Annotated in this window: 21 protein-coding genes; 15 read left to right on the top strand and 6 right to left on the bottom strand. The window is 71.6% G+C overall.

All coding sequences use genetic code 11. From position 1 onward, the window contains the following. Positions 1-24: 24 nt before the first annotated feature. The gene (gene tkt / locus K4G22_RS04570; RefSeq protein WP_228078374.1) at positions 25-2,103 is read right to left on the bottom strand and encodes a transketolase; all 2,079 of its coding nucleotides are present in this window, start codon (positions 2,101-2,103) and stop codon (positions 25-27) included. A gap of 368 nt (positions 2,104-2,471) precedes the next feature. On the opposite strand from tkt, the gene K4G22_RS04565 reads away from it, so the two are divergent. The 3 genes from K4G22_RS04565 to K4G22_RS04555 all read left to right on the top strand — a co-directional run bounded on the left by K4G22_RS04565 (position 2,472) and on the right by K4G22_RS04555 (position 4,361). Then, complete coding sequence (locus tag K4G22_RS04565; RefSeq protein WP_425336603.1) at positions 2,472-3,419, top strand: heme o synthase; 948 nt, start codon at positions 2,472-2,474, stop codon at positions 3,417-3,419. Positions 3,420-3,464: 45 nt separating this feature from the next. Further along, positions 3,465-3,851: a hypothetical protein gene (locus tag K4G22_RS04560; protein ID WP_228078372.1), complete on the top strand. Its 387-nt coding sequence runs from the start codon at positions 3,465-3,467 to the stop codon at positions 3,849-3,851. 84 nt (positions 3,852-3,935) lie between these two features. Continuing rightward, the gene (locus K4G22_RS04555) at positions 3,936-4,361 is read left to right on the top strand and encodes a glyoxalase superfamily protein (RefSeq protein WP_228078371.1); all 426 of its coding nucleotides are present in this window, start codon (positions 3,936-3,938) and stop codon (positions 4,359-4,361) included. Between the two features lie 23 nt (positions 4,362-4,384). On the opposite strand, the gene K4G22_RS04550 is transcribed toward K4G22_RS04555, so the two are convergent. From K4G22_RS04550 to K4G22_RS04535, 4 genes are all read right to left on the bottom strand, one after another. Next, positions 4,385-5,371, bottom strand: a complete 987-nt coding sequence (locus K4G22_RS04550) for a COX15/CtaA family protein (RefSeq protein WP_425336602.1) — start codon at positions 5,369-5,371, stop codon at positions 4,385-4,387. Between the two features lie 59 nt (positions 5,372-5,430). Further along, the gene (locus K4G22_RS04545) at positions 5,431-6,204 is read right to left on the bottom strand and encodes an ABC transporter permease (protein ID WP_228078369.1); all 774 of its coding nucleotides are present in this window, start codon (positions 6,202-6,204) and stop codon (positions 5,431-5,433) included. Beyond that, positions 6,204-7,136: an ABC transporter ATP-binding protein gene (locus K4G22_RS04540; RefSeq protein WP_228078368.1), complete on the bottom strand. Its 933-nt coding sequence runs from the start codon at positions 7,134-7,136 to the stop codon at positions 6,204-6,206. Before K4G22_RS04540 ends, K4G22_RS04545 begins: the two co-directional genes overlap by 1 nt. Positions 7,137-7,215: 79 nt before the next feature. Next, positions 7,216-8,517, bottom strand: coding sequence for a Gfo/Idh/MocA family protein (locus tag K4G22_RS04535; protein WP_228078367.1), 1,302 nt, complete (start codon positions 8,515-8,517; stop codon positions 7,216-7,218). A 330-nt stretch (positions 8,518-8,847) separates the two neighbouring features. Between K4G22_RS04535 and K4G22_RS04530 the strand changes: the two genes are divergently transcribed. The 8 genes from K4G22_RS04530 to K4G22_RS04495 all read left to right on the top strand — a co-directional run bounded on the left by K4G22_RS04530 (position 8,848) and on the right by K4G22_RS04495 (position 15,681). Next, positions 8,848-9,636 (top strand): helix-turn-helix transcriptional regulator, encoded by a 789-nt coding sequence (locus tag K4G22_RS04530; protein ID WP_228083946.1) that lies wholly within the window; start codon positions 8,848-8,850, stop codon positions 9,634-9,636. Between the two features lie 76 nt (positions 9,637-9,712). Then, the gene (gene sufB, locus K4G22_RS04525) at positions 9,713-11,134 is read left to right on the top strand and encodes a Fe-S cluster assembly protein SufB (protein ID WP_228078366.1); all 1,422 of its coding nucleotides are present in this window, start codon (positions 9,713-9,715) and stop codon (positions 11,132-11,134) included. 87 nt (positions 11,135-11,221) lie between these two features. Then, complete coding sequence (sufD, locus tag K4G22_RS04520) at positions 11,222-12,403, top strand: Fe-S cluster assembly protein SufD (protein ID WP_228078365.1); 1,182 nt, start codon at positions 11,222-11,224, stop codon at positions 12,401-12,403. Beyond that, positions 12,400-12,738 carry a non-heme iron oxygenase ferredoxin subunit gene (locus K4G22_RS04515; RefSeq protein WP_228078364.1) on the top strand — a complete coding sequence of 113 codons (339 nt, stop codon included), beginning with the start codon at positions 12,400-12,402 and terminating at the stop codon, positions 12,736-12,738. The genes sufD and K4G22_RS04515 overlap by 4 nt, the downstream gene beginning before the upstream one ends. A gap of 9 nt (positions 12,739-12,747) precedes the next feature. Continuing rightward, positions 12,748-13,509, top strand: coding sequence for a Fe-S cluster assembly ATPase SufC (gene sufC, locus K4G22_RS04510; protein WP_228078363.1), 762 nt, complete (start codon positions 12,748-12,750; stop codon positions 13,507-13,509). Continuing rightward, positions 13,506-14,774: a cysteine desulfurase gene (locus K4G22_RS04505; RefSeq protein ID WP_228078362.1), complete on the top strand. Its 1,269-nt coding sequence runs from the start codon at positions 13,506-13,508 to the stop codon at positions 14,772-14,774. The genes sufC and K4G22_RS04505 overlap by 4 nt, the downstream gene beginning before the upstream one ends. Positions 14,775-14,840: 66 nt before the next feature. Further along, a complete protein-coding gene (sufU, locus tag K4G22_RS04500; protein ID WP_228078361.1) occupies positions 14,841-15,314 on the top strand; it encodes a Fe-S cluster assembly sulfur transfer protein SufU in 474 nt (157 codons plus the stop codon). Between the two features lie 31 nt (positions 15,315-15,345). Then, positions 15,346-15,681 carry a metal-sulfur cluster assembly factor gene (locus tag K4G22_RS04495; RefSeq protein ID WP_228078360.1) on the top strand — a complete coding sequence of 112 codons (336 nt, stop codon included), beginning with the start codon at positions 15,346-15,348 and terminating at the stop codon, positions 15,679-15,681. Positions 15,682-15,780: 99 nt separating this feature from the next. Here K4G22_RS04495 and K4G22_RS04490 read toward each other — a convergent pair whose 3' ends face one another. Continuing rightward, complete coding sequence (locus K4G22_RS04490; RefSeq protein WP_228078359.1) at positions 15,781-16,017, bottom strand: hypothetical protein; 237 nt, start codon at positions 16,015-16,017, stop codon at positions 15,781-15,783. A gap of 175 nt (positions 16,018-16,192) precedes the next feature. On the opposite strand from K4G22_RS04490, the gene K4G22_RS04485 reads away from it, so the two are divergent. The 4 genes from K4G22_RS04485 to K4G22_RS04470 all read left to right on the top strand — a co-directional run bounded on the left by K4G22_RS04485 (position 16,193) and on the right by K4G22_RS04470 (position 19,289). Then, positions 16,193-16,513, top strand: coding sequence for a DMT family transporter (locus tag K4G22_RS04485; RefSeq protein ID WP_228078358.1), 321 nt, complete (start codon positions 16,193-16,195; stop codon positions 16,511-16,513). Further along, positions 16,513-17,088: a TetR/AcrR family transcriptional regulator gene (locus K4G22_RS04480; RefSeq protein WP_322785075.1), complete on the top strand. Its 576-nt coding sequence runs from the start codon at positions 16,513-16,515 to the stop codon at positions 17,086-17,088. The genes K4G22_RS04485 and K4G22_RS04480 overlap by 1 nt, the downstream gene beginning before the upstream one ends. Positions 17,089-17,098: 10 nt before the next feature. Beyond that, a complete protein-coding gene (gene dapD / locus K4G22_RS04475) occupies positions 17,099-18,091 on the top strand; it encodes a 2,3,4,5-tetrahydropyridine-2,6-dicarboxylate N-succinyltransferase (protein ID WP_228078357.1) in 993 nt (330 codons plus the stop codon). Between the two features lie 97 nt (positions 18,092-18,188). Beyond that, the gene (locus K4G22_RS04470; RefSeq protein ID WP_228078356.1) at positions 18,189-19,289 is read left to right on the top strand and encodes a DNA polymerase III subunit beta family protein; all 1,101 of its coding nucleotides are present in this window, start codon (positions 18,189-18,191) and stop codon (positions 19,287-19,289) included. The last annotated feature ends 18 nt before the right edge of the window (positions 19,290-19,307 follow it).

Here is a 19,307-nt window from a genome sequence, read left to right as displayed (position 1 = left end):
CTCCTGCTGTCTCGTGTATCGGTGTCAGCGCTCGGCGGCCGTCAGGGATTCCCGCGCGGCCTGGGCGACGGCCTCGGGGGTGATGCCGAACTCCCGGTACAGCGTCTGGTAGTCGGCCGAGGCACCGAAGTGCTCCAGCGAGACCACGCGGCCGGCCTGGCCGACGTAGCGGTGCCAGGTCAGGCCGATGCCGGCCTCGACCGCGACCCTGGCCCGCACCTCGGGCAACAGCACATGATCCCGGTACGCCTGGTCCTGCTCCTCGAACCACTCGGCGCAGGGCATCGACACCACCCGAGTGGGCACCCCCTCGGCCTGGAGCGCCTCCCGCGCCGCCACCGCCAGATGCACCTCGGAGCCCGTGCCGATCAGGATGACCCGCGCGGGGCCCCCCTCGGCCTCGGTGTGCACATAGCCGCCCCTGGCCGTGTTCTCGTCGGCCGCGTAGGTCGGCACGTTCTGCCGGGTCAGCGCGAGGCCGTGCGGAGCCGGGGCGGTCCGATGGCGCCTGAGGATCTCGCGCCAGGCGATGACCGTCTCGTTGGCGTCGGCGGGACGCACCACGTTGAGCCCGGGGATGGCCCGCAGGCTCGCCAGGTGCTCGACCGGCTGGTGGGTCGGGCCGTCCTCGCCCAGACCGATCGAGTCGTGCGTCCAGACATAGGTGACGGGCAGCCCCATCAGCGCGGCCAGCCGCACGGCGGGGCGCATGTAGTCGGAGAAGACCAGGAAGGTGCCGCCGTAGATCCGGGTGTTGCCGTGCAGCGCGACGCCGTTCATCGCGGAGCCCATGGCGTGCTCGCGGATGCCGAAGTGCACCGTGCGGCCGTAGGGGTCGGCGACCGACAGCGGGTTGCCCTCGGGGAGGAACGACGAGGTGGCGTCGATGGTGGTGTTGTTGGACCCGGCCAGGTCGGCGGAGCCGCCCCACAGCTCGGGAAGCACCCCGCCCAGCCGCTTCAGCACCTGGCCGGACGCCTTGCGGGTGGCCACGTCGGTGCCCGCGTCGAAGCTGGGCAGTGCGCTCTCCCAGCCCTCCGGCAGCTCACCGGCCCGCACCCGGTCGAACAGGGCGGCCCGCTCCGGGTTGGCCTCCCGCCAGCCGACCAGCTCCTTCTCCCAGTCGGCGCGCGCCGTCTGACCGCGCTCGACGGCCCCCCTGCCGTGCCGCAGCACCTCGGGGGCGACCGCGAAGTGCGCCTCCGGGTCGAAGCCCAGCACCGTCTTGGTGGCCGCGACCTCGTCGGCGCCCAGCGCCGAGCCGTGCGCCGCCTCGGTGTTCTGCGCGTTGGGCGCCGGCCAGGCGATGATCGAACGGGCGGCGATGATGGACGGGCGGCCCGTCTCGGCGCGCGCGGCCAGGAACGCCTCGTGCAGCGCCTGGGGGTCGAGGTCGCCGTTCTCCCGCGGCGCGACCCGCTGCACATGCCAGCCGTAGGAGGCGTAGCGCGCCAGCACGTCCTCGGAGAACGCGGTCTCGGTGTCGCCCTCGATGGAGATGTGGTTGTCGTCGTAGAGCAGGACCAGGTTGCCCAGCTTCTGGTGGCCGGCCAGCGAGGACGCCTCGGCCGCCACGCCCTCCTGGAGACAGCCGTCGCCGGCGATGACCCAGATGGTGTGGTCGAACGGGGAGGCGCCCGGCGCGGCCTCCGGGTCGAAGAGCCCACGCTCGTACCGCGCGGCCATCGCCATGCCGACCGCGTTGGCCACGCCCTGGCCCAGCGGGCCCGTGGTGGTCTCGACGCCGACCGTGTGCCCCTGCTCGGGGTGGCCGGGGGTGCGGGAGCCCCAGGTGCGGAAGGACTTCAGATCGTCCAACTCCAGGCCGTAGCCGGCCAGGTAGAGCTGGATGTAGAGGGTCAGGCTGGAATGGCCGACGGAGAGCACGAACCGGTCCCGCGCCGCCCAGTCGGGGGCCGATGGGTCGTGCCGCATCAGCTTCTGGAAGAGAAGGTAGGCGGCCGGGGCCAGGCTCATCGCCGTGCCCGGGTGGCCGTTGCCCACCTTCTGCACGGAGTCCATGGCCAGGACGCGGGCTGTGTCAACGGCCCGCTGGTCCAGTTCGGTCCATTCGAGATCTGAGGTCGTCGGCTTCTCGCTCACCCTGCGTCAGGGCTCCTCTCCGGAGTTCTGTGGCTGGTGACATGACATACCCGCCCTGCGACGGAGTCGGACTCACCTGGCCGTGTCGAGCCTACCTCTGGCACTGTCGGCGACTCCCGTGCCGTTCGGACAGGCGTCCCCAGTCCTCCCCCAGCCTCCTCGGGCGGTCGGCCGGCGGGACGCGGGTCGATGCCAACACGGCACCCCCGGCGGCGGGCGGACGAAGTCGGGCGACTACAGTGACGGGGTGTGTGGGGGTCTCACCCGCCGGCCCTCGGGCCGGCAGGGACCCGCCCAGCCAGCTCCCGGCAGACCCGTTCCACGGGCTCGGGGGTTGCCCTCCGATCGCTGATGTCGCACATCCAGAGGTGCCCGTGACGGCCGTTGATTCCCACCCTGTGGCAGGGTCCGCTCCGGACTCCGGCCATTGGTCAACGGGAGATCGGGTCAAGGCGTTCATCGCGCTGACGAAGCCCCGCATCATCGAGCTGCTGCTGACCACCACCGTTCCGGTGATGTTCCTGGCGGCCCAGGGGGTGCCCGACCTCTGGCTGGTGCTGGCCACCTGCGTCGGCGGCTATCTCTCGGCCGGCGGCGCCAACGCGCTCAACATGTACATCGACCGGGACATCGACGCGCTGATGGCGCGCACCCGGAACCGGCCGCTGGTCACCGGGGTGGTCTCGCCGGGCGAGTGCCTGACGTTCGGCGTGACGCTCGCCGTCGTGTCCACCCTCTGGTTCGGCCTCACCGTCAACTGGGTGTCGGCCTGGCTGGCCCTGGCGGCGCTGCTCTTCTACGTCGTGGTCTACACGATGCTGCTCAAACGGCGCACCAGCCAGAACATCGTCTGGGGCGGCATCGCCGGCTGCCTGCCGGTGCTGATCGGCTGGTCCTCGGTGACGGGTGAGCTGTCCTGGGCGGCGGTGATCCTCTTCATGGTGATCTTCTTCTGGACCCCGCCGCACTACTGGCCGCTGTCCATGAAGGTCAAGGAGGACTACGCCCGGGTCGGCGTGCCCATGCTGCCCGTGATCGCCAGCAACAAGGTGGTCGCCCGGCAGATCGTGCGCTACAGCTGGGTCATGGTGGCGGTCTCCCTGCTGCTGTGGCCGCTGGGCTACACCGGCTGGTTCTACCCGGTGGTCGCCACGCTGGCCGGCGCCTGGTGGCTCCGGGAGGCGCACGCGCTGAACGCGCGCGCCCGCGCCGGCGTGACCGGCGCCGCGCTCAAGGAGATGCGGCTCTTCCACTGGTCCATCTCCTATGTCTCGCTGGTCTTCCTCGCGGTGGCCATCGACCCCTTCCTGCGCTGAGGAACCAGCGCCCACCGGGGCTTACCGGCGGGTAGCATACGGGCCATGGCTGACACCGCGCAGGACACGGCAGGGAACGAAGAGTCCGGTTCCGTCCCCGAGGACGCGCCGCCCAGCAGGGCGGCCGAACGCCGGGTGGCGCGGGTGACCAAGCGTCTGCGCGCCTTCACCGCCGAGCACGGGGCGGACACCGAGGGGCAGATCAGCTATCTGGGGGAGCGCGGCCACCGGCTGGTGCTGGTGGGCCGGGACGGCGCCTTCGGCGACCAGGTGGCACCGCGCCGGGAGATCCTCGTCGAGGCCGCCGAGCGTGCCGGCGTCACGCTGCGCGAGAGCTTCGACGGCGAGATGGCCGCCCGGGTCCGGATCGGCCCCAACGAGTGGAGCAGGATGGCGGGCTCGCAGCTCGGCGGACCGCCCAACCCGAGCTGAGCCGGCACCGGTCCGTTCCCGCGGCCCGGCCGCCGCCTCGCCGCCCCGGCCCGACTGTCAGTGGCATGCGGCACGATGAGCGGCATGGTCGAGGAACCTGTTGAGAAGCCCGCCGCGAGGGCTGTGGGGCGAACCGCCGCGAAAGCCGCTGGGAGAGCCGCCGCGGCCGAGGACGCCGTTCCGGTCCTGCGGGTCGGTCAGGTCCTCGCGGCGCTCGCCTGGTACGCCCGTCTGGGGTTTCTCCTGAGTTGGGAGCACCGCTTCGGGCCGGGCTTCCCGGTCTTCGCCGAGGTGGCCAGGGGCCGGCTGCGGCTGTTCCTCTCCGAGCACGAGGGGGACGCCCCGCCGGGCGGCCTGGTCTTCCTGCGGCTCGCCGATCTCGACGCGGTGGCCGAGGAGTTCGCCGTGGTGCCACGGGACGAGCCCTGGGGGCGGGAGGTGGAGCTGACCGACCCCGACGGCAACCGGCTCCGAATATCCGACGCCGCGCCGGCGAGCCCGGAGGGCTGAGCGCCGGCGCGGCGGGGACGTGCTCAGGAGCTGACGGTCGTCGCCAGGGGTGGGCTGGGCTCGGGGGCGGGCGCGGCTGGGGCGAGGTGTTCACGCTCGCGGGTGGCGAGCAGCAGGCGCAGGGTGGCGATCCACACCAGCGTGGCGCCCAGCAGGTGCATCCCCACCAGGAACTCGGGCTCGTCGAGGAAGTACTGGACGTAGCCGATCACGCCCTGGGCCAGGAGCACCAGGAACAGCTCCCTGGCCCGCGCCCGGACGGCGGGGGGAGCGTCCACCACGCGCAGCGCCGCCCAGATGGCCAGCGTGCCCAGCACCACCGCCCAGGCCAGGGCGGAGTGCAGCTGGGCGATGGTCTCCCAGTCGAACGGCATCCGCTCGATATCGCCGTCGTCGCCCGCGTGCTTCCCCGAGCCGGTCACGCCGGTGCCCACCACCACCAGGGCGGCGGAGAGCAGCGTCAGTCCCACCGCCGCGCGTCGCAGCGGCACCCCCACCAGCGGGCGCGGCGGCGCGTCGCCCTCCCTGGCGCGCACCCAGCTGAGGGTGGTCACGGTGACCAGCGCGGTGGCGGCGAGGAAGTGCCCGGCGACGATGAAGGGGTTCAGCTCGGTCAGCACGGTGACGCCGCCGACGATCCCGTTGGCGGCCACCACCCAGAACTGCGCCCAGCCCAGCCGGGTCAGGGAGCGCCGCTCCGGCTTGGCCGACCTGGCGGCGACGATGAACCAGCCGACGGCGGCGCACACCACATACGTCATCAGCCGGTTGCCGAACTCTATGGCGCCGTGGAAGCCCATCTCCGTGGTGGCGACGAGGCTCTCGTCGCTGCACTTGGGCCAGGTGTCACATCCGAGCCCTGAGCCGGTCAGCCGCACCGCGCCGCCGGTGACCACGATGACCACGCTCATCACCAGGGCGGCCAGCGCGGCGCGGCGCACCGTCCCCGGGCGCGGCGTCCAGCGGGCGGCGACAAAGGCAAGGGGGTTTCGCACGACTTCCTTGAGCACCCACACATGGTAGGCCCATGCTTGTGCGCGGATTCACGAGCCCCCGCCGGACGGGCCCGCTACTCCCAGCGGAAGAAGCGCGCGGCCCCGCCCAGGCCCACCACGGCCCAGCCGGCCAGCACCCCGAGCTGCTGCCAGTCGGGCCAGCCGCCCTCGCGCAGCACCTCGCGCAGCCCGTCGGAGAGCGCCGAGACCGGCAGCAGCTCCAACACCGTCCGCACCCCGTCCGGATACTCCGTCAGCGGGACGATCACCCCGCCGAAGAACAACAGCAGGAGGAAGACCAGGTTGGCCGCCGCCAGGGTGGCCTCGGCCCGCAGCGTGCCCGCCATCAGCAGCCCCAGCCCGGAGAGCGCGGCGGTGCCCAACAGCAGCAGCAGCGCCACCGCGAGGGGGTTGCCCGTGGGGGACCAGCCGAGCGCCAGCGCCACCGCCGTCAGCAGGACCGTCTGGAGGGCCAGGGTCAGCAGCACCGCCCCCGTCTTCCCCGCGAGCAGCGCCCACCGGGGCAGCGGGGAGACGCCAAGCCGCTTGAGGACCCCGTAGCGCCGCTCGTAGCCGGTGGCGATGGCCTGCCCGGTGAACGCCGTGGACACCACGGCCAGCGCCAGCACGCCGGGGGCCAGGAAGTCGATCCGCTCCCCAGGGCCGGTGTCGATCAGCTCGACGGAGCTGAACAGCGTCAGCAGCAACACGGGGATGACGATGGTGAGCAGCAGCTGCTCCCCGTGTCGCAGCAGCATCCTGGTCTCCAGCGACGCCTGGGCCAGGATCATCCGGGACGGCGGGGCGGTGCCGGGGCGGGGGGTGTGGCGGCCGGTGGCGGCGGTCATCAGCGAAGTTCCCTGCCCGTCAGTTCCAGGAAGACGTCCTCAAGGGTGTGGCGCCTGGTGGTGATCCGGTCGGCCAGCACCCCGTGCTGCGCGCACCAGGCGGTGACCGTGGCCAGCAGGCGGGGGCCGACGTCCCCGGTGATCCGGTAGCTGCCGGGGGTGGGTTCGGACACCTCGCTGTCGTCCGGCAGCGCGGAGCGCAGCGAGGCGAGGTCGAGCCCGGGGCGGCCGGCGAAGCGCAGCACGTCGGCGGCGCCGCCCCGGCACAGCTCGGCCGGGCTGCCGTGGGCGATCACCCGCCCGGTGTCCAGGATGGCGACCTCGTCCGCCAACTCCTCGGCCTCGTCCATCAGATGGGTGCTCAGCACCACGGTGACCCCGTCGGCGCGCAGTTCCCTGATCAGGTCCCAGGTCGCCTTCCTGGCCTGCGGGTCGAGCCCAGCCGTCGGCTCGTCGAGGAAGACCAGCTCGGGGCGGCCCACCACGGCCATGGCCAGCGCCAGGCGCTGTCGCTGCCCGCCGGAGAGCCGGCGGTAGGGCGTCCTGCCGCAGGAGCCGAGGCCGAGGCGCTCGCTCAGCGCGGTCACATCGAGGGGGTGGGCGTACAGCCGGGCCATGTGTCGGAGCATCTCGTCGGCGCGCGCTCCCGGATACACGCCCCCGTCCTGCAACATCACACCGATGCGGGAGCGCAGCGCAGCGCTGTCGGCGGCCGGGTCGAGACCGAGCACCCGCAGCCGCCCCGCGTCCGGGCGTCGGTAGCCCTCACAGGTCTCGATGGTGGTGGTCTTGCCGGCGCCGTTGGGGCCCAGGACCGCCGTCACCGTGTGGGCGGGGACGGTGAGGTCCAGGCCCTGGACCGCGACGCGGTCCCCGTACCGCTTGACCAGGCCGACGGCCTCCACGGCCGGTGGCTCCCCCGTGCTGCGCATGGCGCCGAGTCTAGGTGGGCCCGCGCGGGCGCCGGTGGCCCGGGTGGCCGCGCACGGGCCCACCCGGCCCGCCGTCCGCTCAGTCGGCGATCCGGCATCCGCCGTCGACCAGCCGCACCGGGGCGCCGGTGCGGGCCGACTCGTTGGCGGCTACCCCCGTCAACACGCTGCGGATACCGGCCGGATAACCCGCCTGTCGGCCCAGCGGATCGTCCGACGCGCCTCGGAAGACGTCGTCGAGCAGCAGCCGGTCGCCGCCCCCGTGTCCGCCGCTGCCCTGTTCGATGCGGATCTCCTCGGGGCGTTCCCAGTGCCGGTGCAGGGTGAGCCGCTCCCGGTAGCCGTCGTCGAAGGCGTGCGCCGCCGCGCTCGGGTCGACGGCGGCCTCCCTCGGCGTCCAGGCCCGCTCGACCACGTCCAGCTCCAGCCGGCCCGCGGTGCCGTTGAAGACCACCCGGTACCCCTCCCAGGGGGCGTACGCGTGCAGCGCGTAGGTCAGCTGGGCCCGGTTGTCGTAGCGGACCAGCAGCGACATGGTGTCGGCGATCTCCACGCCGGGGGAGAAGACGTCCCGGTCACGGAGGTAGCCGTCCTCGTGTTCGGCGTCCAGGTAGAGCGCCTTGAGGGTGGGGTCGGCGGCGAGGTCGAGCAGGAACGGGTCCTGGCCGAGCCCGGGGGCGCCGTGGCCGCGCGGCGGGCGTGGGCCGAACTCGGCGGCCGGGGGGTTGGCGTCGCCGTAGAAGCGGAGGCCCTGCTGGGCGAAGACGAGCTCCGGGCTGGCGTCCAGCCACCAGTTGACCAGGTCGAAGTGGTGGGTGGACTTGTGCACCAGCAGCCCGCCGGAGCTCTTCCGCTCCCGGTGCCAGCGGCGGAAGTAGTCGGCGCCGTGCAGGGTGTCCAGGGACCACTCGAAGTGCACCGCGGTCACCTCGCCTATCCGCCCGTCGGCGAGCACCTGGCGGACGGTGGAGTTACGGGGTGAGTAGCGGTAGTTGAAGGTGACGACCAGCCGGCCGGAGGAGCGCTCCGCGGCCTCCGCGATGGCGGCGCAGCCGGCGGCGTCGGTGGTCATGGGCTTCTCCACGACGACGTCGCGGCCCGCGTCCAGCGCGGCGACGACATACCGGGCGTGGGTGGCGTCCACGCTGGTCACCACGACGACGTCCGCGGCGTCCAGGACGGTGGCGAACGCGTCGGGGGCGTAGGTGGGGACGGGGGGCAGCCCCGCCGCCTGGATGCGACGGTTGTGGTGCGCCATACGGGTCTGGTTGCTGTCACACAGTGCGACGATCTCTCCGGTGTCTCGCCAGTCCCCGAGCAGCGCGTCCACATAGACGTGGGCGCGGCTGCCGAGTCCGACCAGAGCGTAGCGGCGTGTCATCCGAGGGTTCTCCCAGAAACGGTGGTGCGGGGGCGGTGCGGCGCCTGCCGTGGTGCCCGCGGTGCGATGACGGCGAAACCGACGGCAGGGTGACGGGGATAGGAGGCCAGGTGGCTCGAAAGCGCTTTCTGCAACCCTTTCCCCCGTCCCGCGATCACGTCAAGAGGGGGGCGTCGCGCGGCCCGGATCGTCAGGCGCGGGGCGGGCCAGGTTAGGTTCGCCTTACGTGACGCACGGCATCCCGGCTGGTCAGGACGTGGCTTGCCCGGCCCGCGCGAATTACGCAACAATGGCGTTGTGAAAACCGGGAGCGACGGACACGAGACCCCGATGGCCAGGCGGGCCACCGGTGGCTCCGCGCCGTCTCCGGTATCCGACGAGCAGTCCGGGACGCGACGCAGGGTGGCCCGTTCCATCCTCGATCACGGCCCTTCGACCGCGGCGCAGCTGGCCGAGCGTCTGGGGCTCACCCAGGCCGCCGTCCGGCGCCATCTGGACGCCCTGGTGGCCGAGTCGCTGGTCGAGTCCAGGGAGAAGCGCGTCTACGGTTCGCGTGGCAGGGGCCGGCCGGCCAGGGCCTTCGCGATCACCGATCTGGGGCGGGACGCGTTCGACCAGGCCTATGACGAGCTGGCCGTCGAGGCGCTGCGCTGGATCGAGCGCGCCGCCGGCGGCGGCGAGGATGGCGCGGCGGCCGTTCTCGGCTTCGCCCGCGCCCGGGCCGCCGCCCAGGCCGAGCGGTATCGTTCGCTGGTGGAGCGGGTGCCGCCGGAGCAGCGCGCGCAGGCGCTGGCGGAGGCGTTGTCCCGGGACGGCTATGCCGCCGCCGCGCGCGGTGTGGCGGCGCCGTCGGGGGAGCAACTCTGTCAGCATCACTGCCCGGTGGCGCACGCCGCTGTGTCGTTCCCCCAGCTCTGCGACGCGGAGACGGAGGTCTTCTCCGCGCTGCTGGGCACACACGTACAGCGGCTGGCCACCATCGCGCATGGTGACGGCGTCTGCACCACCTTCGTCCCACACGCCTCGGTCGGCCCCTCGCGGGCGGATCGCGAGCGGCCCGCCGCCGCGCCAGAGCCCACGGCGTCCGACGCCGCCGCGCCCGAGAACGCCTCACCGTAGGACCCGCCAGACCCGTACGACCCCGTCACACCGTCAGGACCACCGCACAAGCACGCATCGCCGGGAGGAACCCCGCATGACTCTCCCCACGGAGACCGCCCACCCCGAGCTGGAGGGGCTGGGTACCTACGAGTACGGCTGGGCCGACTCCGACGCGGCCGGTGCCGCTGCCAAGCGCGGCCTGTCCGAGGAGGTCGTCCGCGACATCTCGGGCAAGAAGTCCGAGGCGGAGTGGATGCTCAAGCTCCGCATGAAGGGGCTGAAGCTCTTCGGCAAGAAGCCCATGCCGTCCTGGGGCTCGGACCTCAGCGGCATCGACTTCGACAACATCAAGTACTTCGTGCGGTCCACCGAGAAGCAGGCCCAGAGCTGGGAGGACCTGCCGGAGGACATCAAGAACACCTACGACAAGCTGGGCATCCCCGAGGCGGAGAAGCAGCGTCTGGTCGCCGGTGTCGCCGCGCAGTACGAGTCGGAGGTCGTGTACCACCAGATCCGCGAGGACCTGGAGAAGCAGGGCGTGATCTTCCTCGACACCGACACCGCGCTGCGCGAGCACCCCGAGCTGTTCCAGGAGCACTTCGGCACGGTCATCCCCGCCGGCGACAACAAGTTCGCCGCGTTGAACACGGCCGTCTGGTCCGGTGGCTCCTTCATCTACGTCCCCCCGGGCGTGCAGGTGGACATCCCGCTCCAGGCGTACTTCCGGATCAACACCGAGAACATGGGCCAGTTCGAGCGGACGCTGATCATCGTCGACGAGAACGCCTACGTGCACTACGTCGAGGGCTGTACCGCCCCGATCTACGACTCGGACTCGCTGCACTCCGCGGTCGTGGAGATCATCGTCAAGAAGGGCGGCCGGTGCCGCTACACGACCATCCAGAACTGGTCGAACAACGTCTACAACCTGGTGACCAAGCGGGCCGTGGCCTACGAGGGCGCCACCATGGAGTGGGTCGACGGCAACATCGGCTCCAAGGTCACCATGAAGTACCCGGCGATCTACCTGATGGGTGAGCACGCCAAGGGCGAGACGCTCTCCGTCGCCTTCGCCGGCGAGGGCCAGCACCAGGACGCCGGCGCCAAGATGGTGCACATGGCGCCGCGGACCTCGTCGAACATCGTCTCCAAGTCGGTGGCCAGGGGCGGCGGGCGCACGTCGTACCGCGGTCTGATCGAGATCGCCGAGGGCGCCGAGGGCTCGAAGTCCAACGTGCTGTGCGACGCGCTGCTGGTGGACACGATCTCCCGCTCCGACACCTACCCGTACACCGACGTCCGCGAGGACGACGTGACGATGGGCCACGAGGCGACGGTCTCCAAGGTCAGCGACGACCAGCTCTTCTACCTGATGAGCCGCGGCCTCTCCGAGGACGAGGCGATGGCGATGATCGTGCGCGGCTTCGTCGAGCCGATCGCCAAGGAGCTGCCCATGGAGTACGCCCTGGAGCTGAACCGGCTGATCGAGCTGCAGATGGAGGGCTCGGTCGGCTGACCGTCCCACGTCCAAGCCACCCCCTGTGGCCCGGCCCCGCTCGTGGGCGGCCGGGCCCCGAAAAAGAGAGCGAGCACGACGACACCCATGGCTGAGGCCCAGAGTATGCCCGGTGCCGACAGCGCAGGCGCGGCGGTCGCGGCGGCCGTCGAGTCCTCCGTGGTCACCCGGACGAGCGCCCCGCCGTCCTTCGACGTGGCGGACTTCCCCGTGCCCCACGGCCGTGAGGAGGAGTGGCGCTTCACTCCTCTGGAACGGCTGCGGGGTCTGCACGACGGCACCGCCACGGCGGACGGCTCGATAAAGGTCTCGATCGAGGCCCCCGACGAGGTCACCGTCGAGACGGTCGGTCGGGACGATCCGCGCGTCGGCCGCGCCGGCACCCCGGTGGACCGGGTCGCCGCGCAGGCGTTCAGCTCCGTCGAGAAGGCCACCGTGGTCTCGGTGCCCAAGGAGACGGTGCTCGCCGAGCCGGTGCGGGTCAGCCTGCACGGCGAGGGCGGCGTCACCTACGGGCACACGGTGTTCGAGATCGGCGCCTTCGCCGAGGTGGTGCTGGTGCTGGACCACACGGGCGACGCCGTCCGAGCCGCCAACGTCGAGTTCCAGGTCGGCGACGGCGCCAAGCTCACGGTGGTCTCCGTCCAGGACTGGGAGGACACCGCGGTGCACTGCTCCCAGCACAACGCGCTGGTCGGGAGGGACGCGTCGTTCAAGTCGATCGTGGTCACCTTCGGCGGCGACGTGGTCCGGCTGCACCCCCGGGTGAGCTACGCGGGTCCCGGCGGCGAGGCCGAGCTGTACGGGCTGTACTTCACCGACGAGGGGCAGCACCAGGAGCACCGGCTGCTGGTGGACCACAACGCCCCCAACTGCCGCAGCAACGTGGCCTACAAGGGCGCGTTGCAGGGCGAGACCGCCCGCGCGGTGTGGATCGGCGACGTGGTGATCAGGGTGACCGCCACCGGCACCGACACCTACGAGCTGAACCGCAACCTGGTCCTCACGGACGGCGCCCGGGTGCACTCGGTGCCCAACCTGGAGATCGAGACCGGCGAGATCGTCGGCGCGGGACACGCCTCGGCGACCGGCCGCTTCGAGGACGAGCAGCTGTTCTACCTGATGGCCAGGGGCATCCCGGCCGACGAGGCGCGCCGGCTGGTGGTGCGCGGCTTCTTCGCCGAGCTGGTCCAGCAGATCGGCGTCCCCGACGTCGAGGAGCGGCTGATCGCGAAGCTGGAGGCCGAGTTGGCGGAGTCCATCGGATGAGCGCCGACACCTTCCAGCGGGTCTGCGCACTCGCCGACCTGGTGGAGGACACCCCGCACCGGGTCGAGGTCGACGGCACCCCGGTCGCCGTCGTCCGCACCGAGGGGGAGGTGTTCGCGGTCAACGACATCTGCTCGCACGCGAACGTCTCGCTCTCCGAGGGCGAGGTCGAGGACTGCCAGATCGAGTGCTGGCTGCATGGCTCCAGCTTCGATCTGCGCACCGGAAAGCCCTCGGGGCTGCCGGCCACGCGCCCCATCCCCGTTTACCACGTCAAGATCGAAGGAGAGGGCCCGGCGGCGGCCGTGCTCGTCTCTCTCACCCAGGAGTCCTGAGGCATCCCCATGGCAAAGCTTGAGATCCAAGACCTGCACGTCTCCGTCGAGACGGAGACCGGCTCCACCGAGATTCTGCGGGGCGTCGACCTGACCGTCCAGCAGGGTGAGACGCACGCCATCATGGGCCCCAACGGCTCCGGCAAGTCCACGCTCGCCTACTCGCTGGCCGGCCACCCCAAGTACACCGTCACCGGCGGCACCGTCACGCTGGACGGCGAGGACGTGCTGGAGATGTCCGTCGACGAGCGGGCCAGGGCCGGCGTCTTCCTCGCCATGCAGTACCCGGTCGAGGTCCCCGGCGTCTCCGTCTCCAACTTCCTGCGTACCTCGGCCACCGCGATCCGGGGCGAGGCGCCGCGCCTGCGTACCTGGGTCAAGGAGGTCAAGGAGGCCATGGAGCGGCTGGAGATGGACCCGGCCTTCGCCGAGCGCAACGTGAACGAGGGCTTCTCCGGCGGTGAGAAGAAGCGGCACGAGATCCTCCAGCTGGAGCTGCTCCGGCCCAAGATCGCCGTCCTGGACGAGACGGACTCGGGCCTGGACATCGACGCGCTGCGGATCGTCTCCGAGGGCGTCAACCGCGTCCGGGAGACGGGCGAGGTCGGCACCCTGCTGATCACCCACTACACCCGGATCCTGCGCTACATCAAGCCCGACCACGTCCATGTCTTCGCCGGCGGTCGGATCGTGGAGTCGGGCGGCGCCGAGCTGGCCGACAAGCTTGAGGCCGAGGGGTACGAGCAGTACACCAAGGGGGCGGGCTCATGACAGACGGGCGCCCGGTGTCCGGCGGCCCGCTGGACACCGAAGCCATCCGCAAGGACTTCCCGATCCTGGACCGCGCGGTCCACGACGGGAAGCGCCTGGTCTACCTGGACAACGCGGCCAGCTCGCAGAAGCCGCGCCAGGTGCTGGACGCCATGTCGGACTACTACGAGCGGCACCACGCCAACGTCCACCGCGGGGTACACGTCCTGGCCGAGGAGGCCACCGCGCTCTACGAGGGCGCCAGGGACAAGGTCGCGCGGTTCATCAACGCGCCCAGCCGGGACGAGGTGATCTTCACCAAGAACGCCTCGGAGTCGCTCAACCTGGTCGCCAACATGCTGGGCCTGGCCGACGAGCCCTACCGGGTGGACTCGGGCACCGAGATCGTCATCACGGAGATGGAGCACCACTCCAACATCGTGCCGTGGCAGCTGCTGGCGCAGCGGACGGGCGCGAAGCTCAAGTGGTTCGGCCTCACCGACGAGGGCCGGCTCGACCTCTCCCGGATCGACGAGGTCATCACGGAGCGCACGAAGATCGTCTCGTTCGTCCTGGTCTCCAACGTGCTGGGCACGCTCAACCCGGTGGAGGCCATCGTCCGCCGCGCCCAGGAGGTCGGCGCCCTGGTGCTGATCGACGCCTCCCAGGCCGCACCGCACATGCCGATGGACGTGCAGTCGCTCCAGGCGGACTTCGTCGCCTTCACCGGCCACAAGATGTGCGGCCCCACCGGCATCGGGGTGCTCTGGGGCCGGCAGGAGCTGCTGGAGGATCTCCCGCCGTTCCTCGGCGGCGGCGAGATGATCGAGACGGTCACCATGAGCGCGTCCACCTACGCGCCGGCCCCGCACAAGTTCGAGGCGGGCACGCCGCCGATCGCCCAGGCGGTGGGCCTCGGCGCGGCGGTGGACTACCTCACCTCGATCGGCATGGAGCGGATCGCCGAGCACGAGCACGCCCTGACCCGTTACGCGCTGGAGCGGCTCACCGAGGTGCCGGGGCTGCGGATCGTGGGGCCGACCAGCCCGGAGGACCGGGGGGCCACCCTCTCGTTCACGCTCGGCGACATACACCCGCACGACGTGGGCCAGGTGCTGGACGAGCAGGGCATCGCGGTCCGGGTGGGGCACCACTGCGCCCGCCCGGTCTGCCTGCGCTACGGAATTCCGGCGACCACGCGAGCGTCGTTCTATCTGTACTCCACCCCGGCCGAGGTCGACGCCCTGGTCGACGGTCTTGAGTATGTGCGCGGCTTCTTCGGCTGAGCTGTTCCCTGGCCAGCGGAAGAAGTGAACCGGAACGGCGGCGGAGAAGAGAATCGGAACCAGGACGTGCAACTGCAATCGATGTACCAGGACGTGATCCTGGACCACTACAAGAACCCGCACGGCCGGGGCCTGCGCGAGGGGGACGCCGAGGTCCACCACGTCAACCCGACGTGCGGGGACGAGATCACGCTCCGGGTGCGCTACGACGGCGAGACCATCGCCGACGTGTCGTACGAGGGGCAGGGCTGCTCCATCAGCCAGGCCAGCGCCTCCGTGCTGAACGAGCTGCTGGTGGGCAAGGAGCTGCCCGCGGCCCTGGACATCCAGCGGACGTTCCTGGAGCTGATGCAGTCCCGTGGCCAGATCACGCCGGACGACGCGATGGAGGAGGTGCTGGAGGACGCGGTGGCCTTCGCCGGTGTCTCCAAGTACCCCGCGCGGGTCAAGTGCGCGCTGCTGAGCTGGATGGCCTGGAAGGACGCCACGGCTCAGGCGCTGGGCGAGGACACGGTCACGGCCGGGGACGAGCGGCCGTGACCGCCGAGGCGAACGAGAGAGGTGCTGTGGCATGACCGAGACCGAGACCGTCGCCAACCCGGCGAGCGAGGAGGAGGTCCGCGAGGCGATGATGGACGTCGTCGACCCCGAGCTGGGGATCGACGTGGTCAACCTGGGCCTGATCTACGGCGTGCACGTGGACGAGGGCAACGTCGCCACCATCGACATGACGCTGACCTCGGCGGCCTGCCCGTTGACCGACGTCATCGAGGACCAGGCGAAGTCGGCGACCGAGGGCCTGGTCAACGAGTTGAAGATCAACTGGGTCTGGATGCCGCCGTGGGGTCCTGACAAGATCACCGACGACGGCCGCGACCAGCTGCGGGCGCTGGGCTTCAACGTCTGACGGCGACACGCCCCGACGGCGTTCCCGCCCCCTGTCCCGACCCGCCGCTCGCGGGTGGGGCCGGGGGCGTTCGCATGCGTGGCGCCTGGCCGGCGCCGGTCAGGCGTGGTCGACCAGCTGGGCGTGGCCCTGGGTCCTGGCGCAGTGCGCGCAGCAGAAGAACTGGCCGTTCTCGGTCTCCAGGCCGTGCCCGAGGATGCGGCACTGGCAGTTCTCGCAGACCGGGGCCATCCGCTGGGCGGCGCACTCCAGGCTGTCGAAGACATGGACCTCCCCCGCGGCGCGCACCTCGAAGGCCATTCGGTAGTCGTTTCCGCAGACCTCGCACTGGGCCATGGTCTCGTCACTCCCTCTGGTTCAGCCGGCTTGTCCGACAAGCTGTCCGGAACACCCTGGCGTCCCACCGGGCGGGTAGGCCCGAAGCCTCCCGTGAGCCGTGGCGCGGCTCACCCGCCCGGCGGAGCACCGCTGTTGTGGACGCGTGTCCACAACGATGTGTACTCTCGTCCACATGGCCTATCTGACACTGTCCGGCGCCATCCTGCTGGAGATCGCCGCGACCACCCTGATGAAGCACAGCGATGGTTTCAACAGGCTCTGGCCCACGGTCGGCTCGTTGGCCGGCTACGCCCTCGCCTTCACCCTGCTCGCGCAGACCCTCAAGACGATGGACATGGGGACGGCCTACACCCTCTGGGCCGGCGTCGGCACCGCCCTGATCGCCGCCATCGGGATGCTCTTCCTCAACGAGCCGGCGACGACCGCCAGGTTCCTCGGGGTGGGGCTGGTGATCGCCGGTGTCGTGGTGCTCAACCTCGGCGGAGCGCACTGATGGTGCCGCGCCGACACGATCCGGACCGCCGCGAGCGGATCCTGGCCGCCGCCGTCCGGGTGGTGCGGAGCCGGGGCATCGACGGGGTCACCCACCGCGCCGTCGCCGCCGAGGCCGATGTGCCGCTCGGCTCCACCACCTACCACTTCGCAAGCGGTGACGCGCTGCTGCTGGCCGCCCTGGAACGGCTCAACGACGGCTGGCTGCGCTCCTTCGAGGAGTGGATGGCCGTGGCCGACGAGGCGCCCTCGCTCACCGAGCATCTGGTGCGGTTCGTCGACGTCTCGCTCGGGCCGCACCGCGAGTCGACCGAATCCGTCTACGCGGTCTACTTCGCCGGCCTCAACCGCCCGGTGGTGCGGCCGACCGCCGCGCGCTGCCTGGACGAGATGGTGCGGCTGCTCAGGCCCCTGGTGGCGGACGAGGGCACCGCGCGGGCGGTGGTGTCGCTGTTGGACGGTCTGACCATCCAACTGCTGCTCACCGGCCGTCCGCACCGCCCCGAGGAGACCAGGGAGTGGCTCGGCCGACTGCTCCCCGAGACCGGTTCGCGGCCGGCCGCCCCCACCGGTTAGCGTCGGGCCCATGACCGACGAGACCACCCGCACCACCACCACCGGCGCCGTCGCCGCCGGCCTCGCCACGCTGGCCGCCGACGGCACCGTGCTCGACAGCTGGTTCCCCACCCCCGAGTTGACCGAGGAGGCGGGGCCCGCCGGTACCGAACGCCTCACCGCCGAGCGCGCCGCCGTGCTCCTCGGCCCCGACGCCCCGGACGCGCTGGGCCCCGACCCGCGGCGTGGCGTGGAGGTGATCGCGGTCCGCACGGTCATCTCCTCCATCGACGACAAGCCGCTGGACGCCCATGACGTCTATCTGCGGCTGCATCTGCTCAGCCACCGTCTGGTCAGGCCGCACGGCCTCAGTCTGGAGGGGATCTTCGCGCTGCTGGCCAACGTCGCCTGGACCAGCGTCGGCCCGGTGCCCGTCGACGGGCTGGAGCGGGCCAGGCTCGCCGCCCGCGCCGCCGGTCTTTCGTTCTCGGTGAGCAGCGTGGACAAGTTCCCCCGGATGTCGGACTACGTGGTGCCCTCCGGGGTCCGGATCGGCGACGCCGACCGGGTCCGGCTGGGCGCGCACCTCGCGGCCGGTACCACCGTGATGCACGAGGGCTTCTGCAACTTCAACGCCGGCACCCTGGGCACCTCCATGGTCGAGGGCCGGATCAGCGCCGGCGTGGTGATCGGCGACGGCTCCGATGTCGGGGGTGGCGCGTCCATCATGGGCACGCTCTCCGGCGGCGGGACGCAGGTCATCTCGGTCGGCGAACGCTGCCTGCTGGGCGCCCAGTCGGGCCTGGGCATCCCGCTGGGGAACGACTGCGTCGTGGAGGCGGGCCTCTACCTCACCGCCGGCACCCGGGTCACCCTGCCGGACGGCGCGGTCGTCAAGGCGCTGGAGCTGGCCGGCGCCGACAACCTGCTCTTCCGTCGCCACTCCAGCACCGGAACGGTGCAGGCACTGGTCCGCTCCGGCAGTTGGGGCGGCCTCAACTCGGTGCTCCACAGCCACAACTGAGGCGCGCGGGTCGACCCCGGCGGCTGGTCCGCCGGGGTCGGCCCGGTGTGTGGCGTGGGTTGACCCTCGACCTGATCGAGGCCCCAGGGTGAGAGGCGTGGAGAGCGAACGACTCGGCATCGGTGAGCTGGCCAGAGCCAGCGGGCTGGCCGTCGGCACCCTGCGGTACTACGACGGTGTCGGCGTGCTGGTGCCCGCCTGGGTGGACCCGCACACCGGATACCGCTGGTACGACCCCGAACAGGTGGACGAGGCCCGGCTGTTGGCCCGACTCCGGCTGGCCGGCATGCCGCTGGCCGACATCCGGCTGGCGCTCGCCGGCTGGTCGGGGACCGATCCGGGCCTGGCGCCCCGGCTGCTGGGCGCGCGTCTGCGCCGCCTCGAACGGGACATGGCCACCGCCCGCCGGCAGCTCTCCGAGGTTCGGACACTGATCTCGCACCGGGAGAACCCCATGACCACACCACCTGAGAACCACGCCACCGCCACCCTGACGCTGTCGGCCACCGCACTCGCCAAGGCCCTGGACACGGTCCGGTTCGCCGTCGGAACCGACCCCGAGCTCCCCTCGCTGCATGGGGTGTTGCTGGATGGGGAGGGAGACGAACTGCGGCTGGTCGCGACCGACCGCTACCGGCTGGCGGTCGCCACGGCCGCCGTCACCGAGGGCGGGGGAAGCCGCTCCGTCCGGGCGTTGGTGCCGACGCCCCTGGTGGACGCCATGCGCGCACTGCTCGCCGAAGACGCGCGGGCCACCCTCACGCTGGCCCAGGACGATGTGTCACTGAACGTAGGCGGACGGCTGGCCTCGGGAGCCACCCTTGAGCACGAGTATCCGGACTACCGCCGGCTGATCAGGCTCCCCGCCGGGCGCCGATGCCAGGTGCACGCCCCCTCGCTCAGCGCCGCGATCGCCTCGGGCCGGGTGCGGGAGGAGCCCGGCGACCAGGACGGCGCCCGCACCGCGGTCACCGTGCTCGATATCGCCGACGACGGCGTGGTCCGCGTCGCGGACGAGGCCACGGGGGGACGGATCGCCGTCAACCGGGAGTTCCTCACCGAGGCGCTGGCCGCCGCCGGGCGCGAGCAGCTGGTGCTGGAGGTGTCGGGCGCCACCGCGCCCCTGGTCGTCCGCCTCCCGAGCGGCGACGACCACTTCTCGCTGCTGATGCCGGTGCGGCTGTCCGAGACCGTCTGAGAGGTGGTCTAGGCCCAA

Source organism: Streptomyces profundus (genome assembly GCF_020740535.1).
Classification (GTDB): Bacteria; Actinomycetota; Actinomycetes; order Streptomycetales; family Streptomycetaceae; genus Streptomyces; species Streptomyces profundus.
This window is presented reverse-complemented; position numbering and strand designations above follow the sequence as displayed.